Origin of the sequence: Kribbella solani, from assembly GCF_014205295.1 — a bacterium.
Taxonomy (GTDB): Bacteria; Actinomycetota; Actinomycetes; order Propionibacteriales; family Kribbellaceae; genus Kribbella; species Kribbella solani.
The window spans coordinates 2,509,126-2,523,257 of the sequence record NZ_JACHNF010000001.1 but is presented as its reverse complement, the minus strand read 5'-3'; the positions used below and the strand labels follow the sequence as shown (position 1 = coordinate 2,523,257).

The 14,132-nt window shown below is 69.0% G+C and carries 11 protein-coding genes; 6 read left to right on the top strand and 5 right to left on the bottom strand.

The genetic code is table 11. The annotated features are described in order from the left end of the window. The first annotated feature begins 137 nt into the window (after nucleotides 1-137). Nucleotides 138-428, top strand: a complete 291-nt coding sequence (locus HDA44_RS11330; RefSeq protein WP_184833593.1) for a helix-turn-helix domain-containing protein — start codon at nucleotides 138-140, stop codon at nucleotides 426-428. Between the two features lie 65 nt (nucleotides 429-493). On the opposite strand, the gene HDA44_RS11325 is transcribed toward HDA44_RS11330, so the two are convergent. The 3 genes from HDA44_RS11325 to HDA44_RS11315 form a co-directional block, all read right to left on the bottom strand. Then, complete coding sequence (locus tag HDA44_RS11325; RefSeq protein ID WP_184833591.1) at nucleotides 494-1,120, bottom strand: bleomycin resistance protein; 627 nt, start codon at nucleotides 1,118-1,120, stop codon at nucleotides 494-496. 153 nt (nucleotides 1,121-1,273) lie between these two features. Beyond that, nucleotides 1,274-2,119, bottom strand: coding sequence for an Fpg/Nei family DNA glycosylase (locus HDA44_RS11320; RefSeq protein ID WP_184833590.1), 846 nt, complete (start codon nucleotides 2,117-2,119; stop codon nucleotides 1,274-1,276). A gap of 17 nt (nucleotides 2,120-2,136) precedes the next feature. Beyond that, complete coding sequence (locus HDA44_RS11315; RefSeq protein WP_184833589.1) at nucleotides 2,137-6,846, bottom strand: ATP-dependent helicase; 4,710 nt, start codon at nucleotides 6,844-6,846, stop codon at nucleotides 2,137-2,139. A 167-nt stretch (nucleotides 6,847-7,013) separates the two neighbouring features. On the opposite strand from HDA44_RS11315, the gene HDA44_RS11310 reads away from it, so the two are divergent. Together HDA44_RS11310 and HDA44_RS11305 are read left to right on the top strand one after the other, a co-directional pair. Beyond that, nucleotides 7,014-8,174 (top strand): LppM family (lipo)protein, encoded by a 1,161-nt coding sequence (locus HDA44_RS11310; protein WP_184833588.1) that lies wholly within the window; start codon nucleotides 7,014-7,016, stop codon nucleotides 8,172-8,174. After that, entirely contained in the window at nucleotides 8,171-8,365 is a 195-nt protein-coding gene (locus tag HDA44_RS11305) for a DUF3046 domain-containing protein (protein WP_184833587.1), read from the top strand. The genes HDA44_RS11310 and HDA44_RS11305 overlap by 4 nt, the downstream gene beginning before the upstream one ends. A 6-nt stretch (nucleotides 8,366-8,371) precedes the next feature. Here the strand turns inward: HDA44_RS11305 and HDA44_RS11300 are convergent, their stop codons facing one another. Continuing rightward, a complete protein-coding gene (locus HDA44_RS11300; RefSeq protein ID WP_184833586.1) occupies nucleotides 8,372-9,163 on the bottom strand; it encodes a hypothetical protein in 792 nt (263 codons plus the stop codon). Nucleotides 9,164-9,413: 250 nt separating this feature from the next. On the opposite strand from HDA44_RS11300, the gene recA reads away from it, so the two are divergent. The 3 genes from recA (at nucleotide 9,414) to HDA44_RS37990 (ending at nucleotide 13,104) form a co-directional block, all read left to right on the top strand. After that, nucleotides 9,414-10,490, top strand: a complete 1,077-nt coding sequence (recA, locus tag HDA44_RS11295; RefSeq protein ID WP_184833585.1) for a recombinase RecA — start codon at nucleotides 9,414-9,416, stop codon at nucleotides 10,488-10,490. 1,690 nt (nucleotides 10,491-12,180) lie between these two features. Then, on the top strand, nucleotides 12,181-12,675 hold the full coding sequence (locus HDA44_RS11290) for a regulatory protein RecX (RefSeq protein WP_337905851.1): 495 nt from the start codon (nucleotides 12,181-12,183) through the stop codon (nucleotides 12,673-12,675). A gap of 36 nt (nucleotides 12,676-12,711) precedes the next feature. Beyond that, nucleotides 12,712-13,104 carry an MmcQ/YjbR family DNA-binding protein gene (locus tag HDA44_RS37990; RefSeq protein WP_184833584.1) on the top strand — a complete coding sequence of 131 codons (393 nt, stop codon included), beginning with the start codon at nucleotides 12,712-12,714 and terminating at the stop codon, nucleotides 13,102-13,104. A 20-nt stretch (nucleotides 13,105-13,124) separates the two neighbouring features. Here the strand turns inward: HDA44_RS37990 and HDA44_RS11280 are convergent, their stop codons facing one another. Next, the gene (locus HDA44_RS11280; RefSeq protein WP_184833583.1) at nucleotides 13,125-14,078 is read right to left on the bottom strand and encodes a helix-turn-helix transcriptional regulator; all 954 of its coding nucleotides are present in this window, start codon (nucleotides 14,076-14,078) and stop codon (nucleotides 13,125-13,127) included. Between the last annotated feature and the right edge of the window lie 54 nt (nucleotides 14,079-14,132).

Below are 14,132 nucleotides of genomic sequence, written 5' to 3'. Positions count from 1 at the left end.
CAGGTAAGGCAGACTGGCGCGGCGCACCGAAGGTGGACATTGCGAGAGGTAGTGACCCAGCAACGGGTACCGTTGGTTCCTACGGCCGAGCTACCGTGCGAGTAGACGCGGCCGGACAGGCGGAAGGGAGAAACCTCATGGTGCTGGTTCGTGGCCTGCTGGGCGACGTGCTGCGGCGTAAGCGGCTGCGCCAGGGGCGCACGCTGCGCGAGGTATCCGCCGACGCCCGGGTCAGCCTCGGCTACCTGTCCGAGGTGGAGCGCGGCCAGAAGGAAGCCTCCAGCGAGCTGCTGGCGGCGATCTGCACGGCGCTCGACGTGCCGCTGTCGGCCGTTTTCGCCGAGGTCAGCCAGGATCTGGCCCGCGAAGAGGCGCTGGTCCTCGCGCACCCGGCCATCGAGCCCGAGGTCGTGGCCTCCGCGGCCTGACCCCAGCTCCGCCGGCATCGAACAAGCATTCGATGCCGGCGAAGATATCCGGGCCGGGACTTCGTTCAGCCGACGAAGGCGACCGTGTTGCCGTCCGGGTCGCGCACGATGAAGTCCGTGCCGCCCCAGGCTTGCTTGGTGAGTTTCTGCGCCAGGTCCACTCCCGACGCGAGGTACTCCGCGTACAACTCCTTGACGTTCCGAGCTTCGATGAAGGCCATGATCAGCCCTTCCTCGCGCGCGGCGCCGGCAGCCAGCACCGGCTCATGTACGAACCGCAAGTGCAAGGTGGCGTCGTCGCGCGACACCGAGCCGTAGAACGGCGGGTGCCCGTGCAGAAAGTCGACCCCGAACCCGAGGCGATCGCAATAGAACTCGGCGGCCGCCTGGACATCGCGAACGAACAGGACCGGCCGCGCGGCGTTGAGTACGACGGGCCGCGAACCTTCGGGTGGTTGTGGCGAGGCATCCTCGACGGCCGCCCGCAGCGTGGCCCAACTGTCGTAGCCCGCCTCGAGCGCGATGATCTCCTGTGCCTCGGTGAGCTTGAAGTTCAGCGCAAGTGATTCGTGATCGGTCACATCGCGGTAGCGCGGCAGCTGGCGGATGCGGCCACCGACAGAGTGGTTGCGGTCGCGCTGCCAGCGCAGGAGTTGCTTGGCTTGCTTCTTGTACGTTTCGAGCGTAGGCATGGCTTTCCTCCACGAGTTGAGCTGGAGTAGGTGGGCCTTGCCCTTTCGGCGTCCTGCGCCGTTGCGCCCCAAACGAAACTGAGTTCGCGCTTTCGTATGAAGTTAGCACGGACCGATCGCCGGAGTCGTCCACCGGCGAGTTCGGCCGGCAGCTCAGGCCTCGGGTTGGCCGGCCTCGGGTCGGCGGGTCTGGGGTTGGCGGGTCTGTGGTCGGCGGGTCTGGGGTTGGCAGGCCGGGCACCAGTAGGTGATCCGCTGCCGGGTCGGTTCGCCGAGCTCGCCGGTGCGGATCGTCGTACCGCAGCGGCGGCATGGTTTGCCGCCGCGTTCGAACACCCAGGAGCGCTGCCCGGGACGATCGACTCCGGTGCTCACCTGGGTGCCGTTGCGGACATTGAGCTTCAGCAGCTTGCGGCTGAGATCGACCGCGGCCGCCACGTCGACGTCCGCGACCGGGCGCCATGGGTGCAGACCGAGCAGGAAGCAGACCTCGATCCGGTAGAAGTTGCCGATTCCGGCCAAGTTCCGCTGGTCGAGCAACGCTTCGCTGATCGTTCGCTCCGGTACGGACCCGACGTTGGCGATCGCGACCGACCGGTCGAAGGCCGGCGAGAGCAGGTCGGGTCCGAGGTGCCCGACCACGCTGTCCTCGTCGTCGGTCGCGACCAGCTCGAGCACCGGCAACCGGTACCCGATTGCTGTCCAAGGCGCCGTCTCGAGCACCGCTCGGATCTGATGATCCGGCCCACCGTGCCACCGTTCACCGGGCCGGTACAGATGCCAGCTGCCGTCCATCCGGAAATGGCTGTGCAGCGTCAGCCCGCCGGAGATCCGCATCAGAATATGCTTGCCACGAGCAACGACTTCGATCATGGTCCGGCCGCTCAGATCGGTGGTCGCGAGCGCGGGGATCCGGAAGTCCGTCCGCGCGAGCTCCTGTCCCGCGAGCGCCTGGTTCAGGCGCTTGCAGGCCCGCCAGACGGTGTCTCCCTCAGGCATGATCGATCACCCCGTTTTCACGCGCGCAGCCGCAGGCCTCTGGGCGTCGCATGGAAGCCCGCCTTCGCCAGCGCGTCCCCGAACGCCGTGTGCCGGACCTGCTCACCGTCCGCGGTCTCCACGCTGAGCTTCCCGAGCTGACCGTCCCGGATCGACAGCGCCAGGGCGTCGACGGCCGGCTGAAGCACCTCGGCATCCTCGGTGAAACTGAGCACGGTACGGCCGCCACGCTCGACGTACACGATGAGTTGCCCGTCGACCATCACGACCAGCGCGCCCGCTTTCCGGCCGGGGCGATGGCCGCCCGCGCTTTCGCGTTCAGGCCACGGAAGGGCAGCGCCGTACGGGTTCGCGGGATCGGATGCGGCCAGCACGACGGCCCGCGCGGTCAACTGCTCGTCCTTCCGCCCGCGACCACCCGCCGGCGCACCACCTGCTGGCGCACCACCTGCTGGCGCAGCACCTGCTGGCGCACGGCCCGCTGGCGCACCGCCCGCGCCGAATCGCCCAGGCGGACCGAACGGCCCCTCGGGTTCGGATGGTCGAGAAGTCGGTAGCTCAGCCAGCGCCCGGAGCCGATCGACCGCGCCGGGTAGCGCGAACTGCGCGGCACCCAATCCAGCCACGAAGTACCCGCGCCGGCACCGACCGGATTCCTCGAAAGCACTGAGCACCTTGTACACGGCCGCGAACCCACCGGGCGTACGCTCCGTCATCACCGACCCGCGGGTGACAATGCCATACCGGTCGAGCAGCGTTTCGGCGGCCGCATGCGCACGCCGGGTCGCGTCCGAACTGCGTTCCGGCAGCAGCGACCATCGCCCGCCCGCGGTCGGGGGACCGCTCCGCGATGGCATCGCCGGCCGCCCGGGTCGCATTGGGCGTCCAGGCCGAGCGCGTGGCGTCGTACGACGGGCGCGGTGGCTGCCTCGACCGCCGCCGACCAGCGATCGAACCGGTGCCAGCGTGTCATTCGTCAGGTACCCGGCCCAGACCAGATCCCAGAGAACGCCGACCAGAGCCTCGTCTTCGACCGTGCCGGACGCGGCCCCGACGGCATCGCTCAGCTGCCGGAAGAAGAACGCCCCGCCACCCGACAATGCGTCCAGGACCGCCTGATGCGTCTCACCCAGCTCGAGCGCCGGATCCGGGTCCGGCAAGGTCAGATCGCAGTTGTCGGCCAGATGTAGCGAGACCCACCCGTCGGTCCCCGGCAACGAACCTGACCCGGCCCACACCACCTCACCGGTCGCCGTCAGTTCGTCCAGCATCGACGGCTGATATCCAGGCACCCGGGACGGCAGCACGATCGACTCCAACGCGGACGCCGGCACCGCGCAGCCCGCGAGCTGCTCGACCGCGCCGAGCAGTACGTCGTACCCACGGCCGCGGCTGCTCGTGATCCCTTGCCACGCCGGAAGGAAGCGCGCCAGCGCGGACGGATCGACTGGCTCGACCTCCTTGCGCAGCGCTGCCAGGGATCGCCGCCGGAGCAGCCGGAGGATCTCACTGTCGCACCATTCGAGCGCGATTCCGCCGGGCAGGAACTCACCTTCGACGACCCGGCCGGCCGCGGCGAGGCGGCGTAGCGCGTCCGTGACGACCGCGACACCGATCCCGAGATGGGTGGCCAGATCGATCGCACGGAACGGTCCATGCGTTCGCGCGTACCGGGAGACGAGATCGCCGAGCGGATCGGCGACCGGCTCGGCATGCGCCTCCGCGACGCCAGGCGGCAGCGGTACGCCGAGGGCGTCGCGTAAGCGGGCCACGTCCTCGACGACGGCCCACCGGTGCTCGCCGGCTATTCGTACCCGCACGACTCGGCGTGCCGCTGCCAGCGAAGTCAGCCAGGACTCCGGATCAGATCCGTCGACGGATCTTTGTGTCGCCTCCGGTAACGACAACGGGCCGACGAGGCGCAGCACGTCGAAGAGGCCTTCCGCGTCCCGCGCCCGGCGGTCCTCGGCGAGCCGCTGGAGCTCGGCCTCGGTGCGCAGCACGACCTCGGCGTCGAGCAGCTCGCGCAGCTCGGTCCGCCCGAGCAGCTCGGCCAGCAGACTTTGGTCGAGCGCCAACGCGGCGGCACGTTTCTCCGCAAGCGGGCTGTCGCCCTCATACATGAACGCGCCGATGTAGCCGAAGAGCAGCGACTTCGCGAACGGCGAGGCCTCCGGCGTCTCCACTTCGACCACCGAGATCCGGCGCTCGCTGATGCCGGTGAGCAGATCCTTCAAAGCGGGCAGGTCGTACACATCCTGCAGAACCTCGCGCAGCGTCTCGAGCACGATCGGGAACGAGCCGTACTTGCTCGCCACGCTCAGCAGCTGCGACGCCCGCTGCCGCTGTTGCCACAGCGGCGATCGCCGACCGGGATTGCGCCGCGGTAGCAACAGCGCCCGCGCCGCGCACTCCCGGAACCGTGCCGCGAACAGCGCCGAGCCACCGACCTCGGTCGTGACCAGATCCTCGATGTCAGCAGGGTCGAACAGCACCAGCTCCGCGCCCGGCGGCGGCTCGTCCGTCTCCGGCAGCCGCAGCACGATCCCGTCGTCACCCGACACCGATTGGGCATCCATCCCGTACCGATCGCGCAGCCGGGCGGCGATCGCGAGCGCCCACGGCCCGTGCACCTGGCCGCCGTACGGCGTGTGCACGCAGACTCGCCAGTCGCCGAGCTCGTCGCGGAACCGCTCGACCACGATCGTCACATCGTCAGGAATCCGGCTCGTCGCGTCGCGCTGCTCGGCCAGGTACGCGACCAGGTTCGCGGCGGCGTACTCGTCGAGCCCGGCGGTCCGTGCGCGGTCGATCGCCTTCGTCGCGGGCAGCGAGGCCATTTTCCGGATGAAGGCACCGGTCGCGGCACCGAGCTCCGCTGGGCGACCGACCGCGTCGCCTTTCCAGAACGGCAGCCGGCCCGGTTGGCCCGGCGCGGGGGAGACCAGCACGCGGTCGTGGGTGATGTCCTCGATCCGCCAGCTCGATGCTCCCAGCGTGAAGACATCGCCGACGCGCGACTCGTACACCATTTCCTCGTCGAGCTCGCCGACGCGATGGTTGGTCGACTCGCCGACCAGGAACACCCCGAACAGCCCACGGTCCGGAATGGTTCCACCACTCGTCACGGCCAGCCGTTGCGCGCCCGGGCGACCGGAGATCTCACCGCTGACCCGATCGAACACGATCCGCGGCCGCAGCTCGGCGAACTCGTCCGACGGATAACGGCCGGAGAGCATGTCGAGTACGCCGTCGAACGCCGAGCGTGGCAGTGTCGCGAACGGCGCGCACCGGCGTACCAAAGTGAAGAGCTCGTCGACATCGATCGAGTCGAGCGCGACGATCGACACGATCTGCTGCGCGAGCACGTCGAGCGGATTGGCCGGGATGTGCAGGCTCTCGATCAGTCCATCACGCATCCGCTGCACCACCACGGCCGTGTCGATCAGATCGCCGCGGAACTTCGGGAACAGCACGCCGCGGGACACAGCGCCCACCTGGTGGCCCGCCCGACCGACCCGCTGCAGCCCGCTCGCGACCGACGGCGGCGCTTCGACCTGGATGACCAGATCGACGGCGCCCATGTCGATGCCGAGCTCGAGGCTGCTCGTCGCGACCACGCACGGCAGCCGGCCGGACTTCAGATCCGCTTCGATCAGCGCCCGTTGCTCCTTGCTGACCGAGCCGTGGTGCGCCCGCGCGACCAGCGGCGGTGCCGCGAGCGAACCGCCCGACTGGGCCATCACTTGTGCCGGCGAACCCAGCTCGGGCAGCTCCAGCTCGGCGCGCTCGGCGGCGATCTCGTTCAGCCGCGCGGTCAATCGCTCGGCCAGCCGCCGCGAATTGGAGAAGACGATGGTCGAGTTGTGCTGGGCGATGAGGTCGAAGACCTGCTCCTCGACATGCGGCCAGATCGACGCGTGCTGCGCCGGGCCGGCCGCGGAACCGGAGGTTTCGATCTCGGTCGCCGCCAGCTCGGCCATGTCCTCGACCGGCACGACGACGCTCAGATCCCACTGCTTGGTGAACTTGGGTTGCACCACGGTCACCGGCCGCTCGCCGCCCAGGAAACGCGCGACCTCCTCCACCGGCCGTACCGTCGCCGAGAGCCCGATGCGCTGGGCCGGCTTCGGCAGCAACCCGTCCAGCCGCTCGAGGGTCAGCGCCAGATGCGCTCCGCGCTTGGTCCCCGCGACCGCGTGCACCTCGTCGACGATGACCGTTTCGACGCCACGCAACGACTCGCGGCCCTGCGACGTCAGCAATAGGAACAACGACTCGGGCGTCGTGATCAGTACGTCCGAAGGCCGCGTCGCGAACCGTCGCCGCTCGGCGGCCGGCGTATCGCCGGATCGCACCGCCACCTCGACGTCGATCGGCGCCGCACCCAGGCGCCGCGCGGTTTCGCGGATACCGATCAGCGGCGCGCGGAGGTTGCGCTCGACGTCGACCGCCAGCGCCTTCAGCGGCGAGACGTACAGCACCCGGCAGCGCAGCTTCGCGTCATCCGGCGGTGCCGTGGTCGCCAGCCGGTCGAGCGCCCAGAGGAAGGCCGCCAGCGTCTTACCCGAACCCGTCGGCGCGACCACCAGCGCGTCCCGGCCCGCGGTGATGGCGTCCCACGCCTCGAGCTGGGCCGGGGTGGCCGCCTCGAAGACGTCGCCGAACCACGCCCGGGTCGCGGGCGAGAACCGGCTCAACGCGCTGGCTTTCTTCACGCCGACCATCTTGCCGGGTACCGCCGACAGTTTTCACGGAACCATTCACGGGAGCTTTCACGGGACCTTTCACGGAACCTTTCACGGGGGCGTCGCGGACCCGCGGTCGCCGACCGTGAGCGGGCGCTTTCCGTCCGCCGCGCGAAGTGTCCCTCGCGTCTGGAATGATCGGCGGCATGATGAACCGCGTACGTGCAGCGGTCGTCGTCGTTGCCTGCCTGGTCGGCCTGACCGGCTGCGTCAAGCTCGACGGCGACCTCAAGGTCGGATCGAACGAAACCGTCTCCGGCACCATGAAGATCGGCGTCGACAAGCAACTGCTGCAGTCCAGCGGTCAGTCGCTCGACAAGGTCCGCCAGCAGATCGAGAGCGGGATCAAGCAGACGACCACCGACGGGGTGACCTGCAAATCCTTCGAGGACGGGCAGTACGTCGGGTCGAACTGCACCTTCGAGAGCGTCCCGTTCGACAAGATGGGCAGCTCGAGCGGCGACGGCGTCGGGTTCCGCAAGGACGGCGACAAGGTCAAGGTGACGGTCAAGGCCGGCAACCTGAACGTTCCGTCCGGCGGCAGCCGGCCGCAGGTGAACTTCAAGATCACCATGCCCGGCAAGATCCTGGAGCACGACGACGGCGCGAAGGTCAGCGGGCGGACGGCGACGTACGACAGTCTGGACAAGGTCGGCAACATCTCGCTGACCTCCGAGGCCGGCGGCGGGTTCCCGGCGTGGGCGATCATTCTCATCGTCGTGCTCGTCCTGCTGATCATCGCCGCGGTCGTGTTCTTCGTCCTGCGCGGTCGCAAGGCTAAGGGGGCGCAGGGATACGGACAGCAGTTCCCGGGGCAGTACCCAGGTCAGCCGGGTCAGTCTGGGCAGTACGGCGGGCCGGGGCAGTACCAGGGGCAGCAGGGGTACGGGCCGCCCGGACAGCAGTACGGTCAGCCTGGTCAGTACCCGGGGCAGTCTGGTCAGTACGGTGGCCAGCCGGGGCAGTACCCGGGTCAGCAGGGCCAGCCGCCGTACTCGGGTCAGCCAGGGCAGTCTGGCCAGGGCCAGTACCCTGGGCAGCCTCAGCCGGGACAAGGCCAGTGGGGACCACAGCAGGGCCAGCAGCCGCCTCAGCAAGGTCAGCAGCCGCCTCAGCAGGGTCCTGGTGGTTGGGGTCAGCAGCCTGGGCAAGGGCAGCAGCCTCCGCAACAGGGGCAGCCGTACGGTCAGCAACCGCCGCGGCAGCAGGGTGGTTGGGGCCAGCAGCAAGGTGGTCCGCCGGCACCCCAGCAGGGTCAGCAGGGTGGTTGGGGACCGCCACCGAAGGACGATGACGGGCAGGCATGAGACTGACGGAGTTCTGGGCCCGGATGGATGAGCATCTCGGGCCCGCGTATGCACGGACCTGGGCGGAGACCCAGGTGGTCAAGGGACTCGACGGCCGTACGGTCGTCGAGGCTCTGGCCGATGGTGAGCACGCCAAGATGGTTTGGCGTGCCGTCTGGGCGCACCTCAACCTCCCGGCCAGCGAACGCTGACGGTCGTCAGAGCGGTTTGATCCGGAACGTGCCGTTCGTGAGCAGGTCGGCCGCCGCGTACGCCGCCTTCCGGATGCCTTTGCGCTCGTCGAAGAATCCGCCGACCACGCCGACGCCGGGGAACATGCCGACGAACCGGGCGCCGAGACTGCCGCGCGGCCGCTCCTCGAACACGTCGGTCAGCCCGCCGAACAGCTTGCTGATCCGCCACACCAGCCGGATGCCGTGGCGCAGTCCGCCCTCCTCGTCCGCATCGCCGAGACCGAGCTGCTTCGCCACGTCCTGGCCGGCCAGGGTCGGGTCGTCGTACTTGAGGACGTCGTCCGGGGTGATCGGGCGATCGGTCAGGACCCGAGCGATGATCGCCGTCCGGTCGGCGTGTGCCTCGACGCCGTACTCGCGGCAGACGGCACCGATCACCATCGCCTGCACCGCCGCGCCGAGAGTGTCCTTGATCGGAAGCCGGTCGGCCGCCGCCCCGCTGATCCGGGGGAGGGCCGCGACGACCGCCGCGAACCCGCCGAGCCGGGCCACCCACCAGTCGCAGCGCTCGGCGAGCGGCAGCGTCGGCCACTCCGCGTGGCCGGGCACCTTCATCCGCAGCAGCCGGTCGATCGCCAGGATCAGGCCCTTCTCGGCCAGATTCGGCTGCTCCTGGGCGGAGTACTCGGTCAGCACGCTGCGAGCCCCGAACGGGTCCTGGGTACGGAGCGCGTCGAGTACCGTGTCGATGCCGAATTCGACCCGGCTGAGCGCCAGTACGACGGCGGAATCGGGTACGTCGGGACGGTCTGTCACGCCGCAAGAGTAGGGAACGCCCGGGCCAGGGTGGTTGCCCGGACAGGCTTCGGCGTGTCAGTTGTGATTCGAACACGTGTTCGGGATACTTTGGTCTCCGGAAGGTGGTCGTGGCGGCCGGTTTGTCCACAGCTTCGAAGTGGCGGCGAAAACTGTCGGCGGCAACGAATACCTTCTCTGGCGACAACGAACTTCCTTCGGGCGGCCGGTGGGCGGCCCCGGATTATCAGATGGGTCAGGTGGCAGTCACATGGCGGGTGCAGCGAGTGCGGCGAGTGCGGAGCGCGCGGCGGCCGATCGCGAGAAGGCGCTTGCGACCGCGCTGACGCAGATCGAGCGGCAGTGCGGCAAGGGTTCGGTGATGCGCCTCGGGGAGCAGAACCGGCCGCCGATCGAGGTCATCCCGACCGGGTCGATCGCGCTCGACATCGCGCTCGGGATCGGTGGTCTGCCGCGCGGTCGCGTGGTGGAGATCTACGGGCCGGAATCCTCCGGTAAGACGACGGTCGCCCTGCACGCGGTGGCGAACGCCCAGCGGGCCGGCGGGATCGCGGCGTTCATCGACGCCGAGCACGCCCTCGACCCGGAGTACGCGCGGAAGCTGGGCGTCGACACCGACGCGCTGCTGGTCTCGCAGCCCGACTCCGGTGAGCAGGCGCTGGAGATCGCCGACATGCTGGTCCGCTCCGGCGCGATCGACATCGTCGTGATCGACTCGGTGGCCGCGCTGGTGCCACGGGCCGAGATCGAGGGCGAGATGGGCGACAGCCACGTCGGTCTGCAGGCCCGGCTGATGAGCCAGGCACTGCGGAAGATGACCGGTGCGGTCAGCGGGACGAACACGACCGCGATCTTCATCAACCAGCTGCGCGAGAAGATCGGCGTGATGTTCGGCTCCCCGGAGACCACGACCGGTGGTAAGGCGCTGAAGTTCTACGCGTCGGTGCGGCTGGACGTACGCCGGATCGAGTCCCTGAAGGACGGTACCGACGTGGTCGGCAACCGGACCCGGGTCAAGGTCGTGAAGAACAAGGTCGCTCCGCCGTTCAAGCAGGCCGAGTTCGACATCATCTACGGCCAGGGCATCAGCCGCGAGGGCAGCCTGCTCGACCTCGGCGTGGATCAGGGCTTCGTCCGCAAGGCCGGCGCCTGGTTCACGTACGAGAGCGACCAGCTCGGCCAGGGCCGGGAGAACGCGCGGAACTTCCTCCGCGACAACCCCGACCTGGCGAACGAGCTGGAGAAGAAGATCAAGGAGAAGATGGGCATCGGCCCGACCCTGGACGCCCCGGCTGACGCCACGGCCGAGGTCGATGTCGACTTCTGATCGACCCACCACGGGCGGCAGCGTCCCCCGGCCCTCCCAAGGCGCCGACGACGCTGCCCCCGCGGCGCTGTCCCTACCCCGCGAAGAACGCCTGGCCCTGGCCCGCAAACTCCTGGCCCAAGGCCCACCCTCCGAGAACGCCCCCACCCGCACCGACAACCGCGCCGACGGCAACTTGCCGGGCAACGAACGCGCCGACAACCCGGACCACAGCTGGTCGTCCCGTGGCGGGCGTACTGGCCGATCGGGGCGTGGCGGGGCGTCCGGTGGTGCTGGTCGGCGGCGCTCGCCTCGTGACTGGTCTGCGGATGATTCCGGCGTTGCCGAGGACGTTTCAGCTGCGGGTCATGCCTCCCCGAGCGATGGTCCTTCGGTCGAGCGTGGTCGCGGGCGGCGAACATCCAGGGCGGGTCGCGGTTCGGTTTCTCGTACGACCGATCCGTGGGGCGATCCCGACGATGAGTTCACCGACGATCAGCCAGGCACGGATCGCGTACGCCGTCGGCCAGGCTCCATCAGAAGAACCACCGGCACCTTCGACCCCTGGGACGAGCCAGACCAGGCAACGACTGACGGCCACCGACCAGACCGCCCCGAAGACCTCGAAGACCTCGCCTCGTCTGCGGTCCGCAGCACGGGAGGCAGCGCATCCACCGGCTCCGGTCCATCGGGCACCCGTACGTCGGCTGAGGACTCGCGGTCCGGCGATGCCCCGGATGTGAGCGACGCGCCCGCAGCACGCCAGCCGGGCAAACAGTCAGGCAAACAGGCGGGCGAGCAGTCAGACGAGCAGTCGGTGCATCGCGGGCGCTCCTCGCGTGGTTCGGGTGGCGCGCAGGCAGATCCTTGGGGTGACGTCGACGACGGCACCGCGCAAGTTCACCAACAGAACGCGTCCAGCCGCCTCGCCGAAGCCCGCGCTTTCGCCGACGACCTCGCATCCCCGACCCCAAACCACGTCCCCACCCCCACTCCGACTCCTACCCAGCCCTCGCCTGATCGCCCCGTGAAGAGCGAACAGTTGTCAGAAGGTTCCATCTGGGGCGAAGAGGATCAGTCGAGCGGTGCTCGGTCCCGGCGTACTTCGCCTGGCCGGGCGGCAGGTACGGCGAAGGTCCCAGCGGACGACCTCCACGCCAACAACACACCCACCGCGAGCCAGCAGTTGTCTAAGGGCGAATCCGAGGCGAACCCGCCGCTGTCCGAGGGTGTCTCCGAGACGGACATGCGGTTGCCCGGGAGTGGCTCCGAGGCGGAGGTGCGGTTGCCCGAGGGAGCCTCCGAGACGAGTGTGCCGTCGTCCGAAGGTCACGCCGGGGCGGATGTGCGGTTGTCCGGGGGTGCTTCCGAGGCGGGTGTGCCGTCGTCCGAAGGTTACGCCGAGGCGGATGTGCGGTTGTCTCGGAGTGGTACCGGGGTGGGGGTGCGGCCCTTGGAAGGTGAGTCTGGGGCGGCTGTGCCCTCGTCTGACGCTGACGCTGAGGTGGGCGTGCAGTTGTCCGATGGGCGGCGCGGGGCGGGTGGTGTTTCCGCGGCTGGTGTGGGTGGCGGGGGCGGTACTGGGAGTAGGGGTAAGCGGCGGACTGTTGGGGGGCGGGGGTTTGGGGGGCGGCGGGGGAAGCGGTCGGGGGTGGATGGGGCGGAGGGGGTTGCGGATCCGGCGGTGGATGGGGTTTCTGATCCGTATGCGGTGGCTCGGACGATCTTGCTGGACAAGTTGACGGGGCAGCCGCGTACGCGGGCTGAGTTGGCGGGGGTGCTGGCTGAGCGGGAGATACCGGATGAGGTGGCTGATCAGGTACTGGATCGGTTTACCGACGTCGGGTTGATTGATGACGCGGCGTTCGCGAATGCGTGGGTGGAGTCGCGGCATCGGGGGCGTGGGCTGGGGAAGCGGGCGCTGGCGCAGGAGCTTCGGCGGCGTGGGGTTGATGATCAGCTGGCGCGGGATGCGTTGGAGGAGCTTGATCCCGAGCAGGAAGAGGACACGGCCCGGGCGCTGGTACGGCGGAAGCTGCGGTCGATGCGTTCGCTTGATCGGCAGGTCGCGATGCGGCGGTTGCTCGGGATGCTGGGGCGCAAGGGATACCCGGGTGGGATGGCGATGAGCATCATCAAAGAGGAGCTCGACGCGGGCCACGAAGAGTTTCCGCTCCTCGATTCATCCGGATTGGAACCGGAGTAGGCGGTGGCGGGTCGGGGTGGGGGTACGTTGGCGGGTATGGCGGACTTGGGGGTTGTGGAGCGGGTTGTCGTGGGGTTGCCGGGTACCGAAGAGGGGGTTCGGTACGGGATGCGGACCTGGAAGGTCGGGGGTAAGGCGTACGCGTGGGAGCGGCCGTTCAGTAAGGCGGATCTGAAGCGGTTCGGGGATGAGGTGCCGCCGGCGGGCGAGATCCTGGCTTTGGTGGTTGAGGATCTGGCGGAGAAGGAAGCGGTACTGGCGGCTCGCGTGGGGGATGGGTTCTTCACGATTCCGCACTTCGACGGGTTTTCGGCGGTGCTGGTGGAGTTGGAGAAAGTCTCCGAAGGCGTGTTGAAAGAAGCGTTGGTTGACGCGTGGCTGGTGCACGCGCCGGCGGAGGTCGCGAACGACTACCTGGCGAAGGATTAGGTTGCCCAGGCGACGATGGGTCAGGCGTTGTGGAGGCGCGTGGCGAAGGTTCGGTAGGCGGCACGGAACGAAGGTGGCGCCTGCAGGAGTTTGAAGTCGGCGTCCATGAACGCGAGGCTCTGGAGCAACCATTGCCAGGTGTCGAGGGCGATCGTGACCCGGGTGCTCGTCGGCGTGACGGACTCGAACTCGGCGTCCAAGTACTTCAGCGTGTCGAGCACGGTGCCGATCGGGGCCTCGATCATCAGCACCATGGTCTGCTTGGACTTGTTCAGACCCTGACGCAGGTACGCGGTGGCCGATTCGGCCGGTAGCGGGCGCGGCGAATAGGACTTGTACGTACGGCGCTCGTCGCGGATGCGGTCGACTCGGAAGATTCGCCAGTCGGCGCGATCCAGGTCCCAGCCGAGCAGGTACCAGCGGAGCAGGTGCTGCACCTGGCGGTACGGTTCGACGCGGCGGTTCGTGCGCTCGCCGCGCGCGTTCTCGTACGCGAACGAGATGGTTTCCGACTGGGCGATCGCGTCGGCGAGGAGGCCGAGTTGGTCGGCGGTGACGCGGGGTGCGGGCTGGCGACTGGTTTCGAGGCTCGATCGGAGTGAGACCGCGCGGCCGCGGAGGTGAGCGGGCAGGAACTGGTCGAGTTTGCCGTACGCACGCAGCGCCGCGTCGTCGATCCCGTCGCCGGACGCGGCGCCGACCGAGGCTAGGGAGGCCAGCGCGAGCAGGGTCGCGACGGCTTCGTCGTCGTCCAGTACGAGCGGCGGCATCGTGCGGCCTGCGGTCAACCGGTAGTACCCGCCTGGTCCGGGCTGGGTTTCGACCGGGTAGCCGTAGCCGCGGAGGCGGTCGACGTCGCGGCGGAGGGTACGGGCGCTGACGTCGAGCCGGCGGGTGAGTTCGGCGCTGCTGAACGACCGGCCGGTCTGCAAGGCGGACAGCAGTGCCAGCATCCGCGCGGTCACATCTGCCATCGGGCCATGATGCCAAGAAATGCGGTCACAATCCGGCCACATCTGTGCGTACGG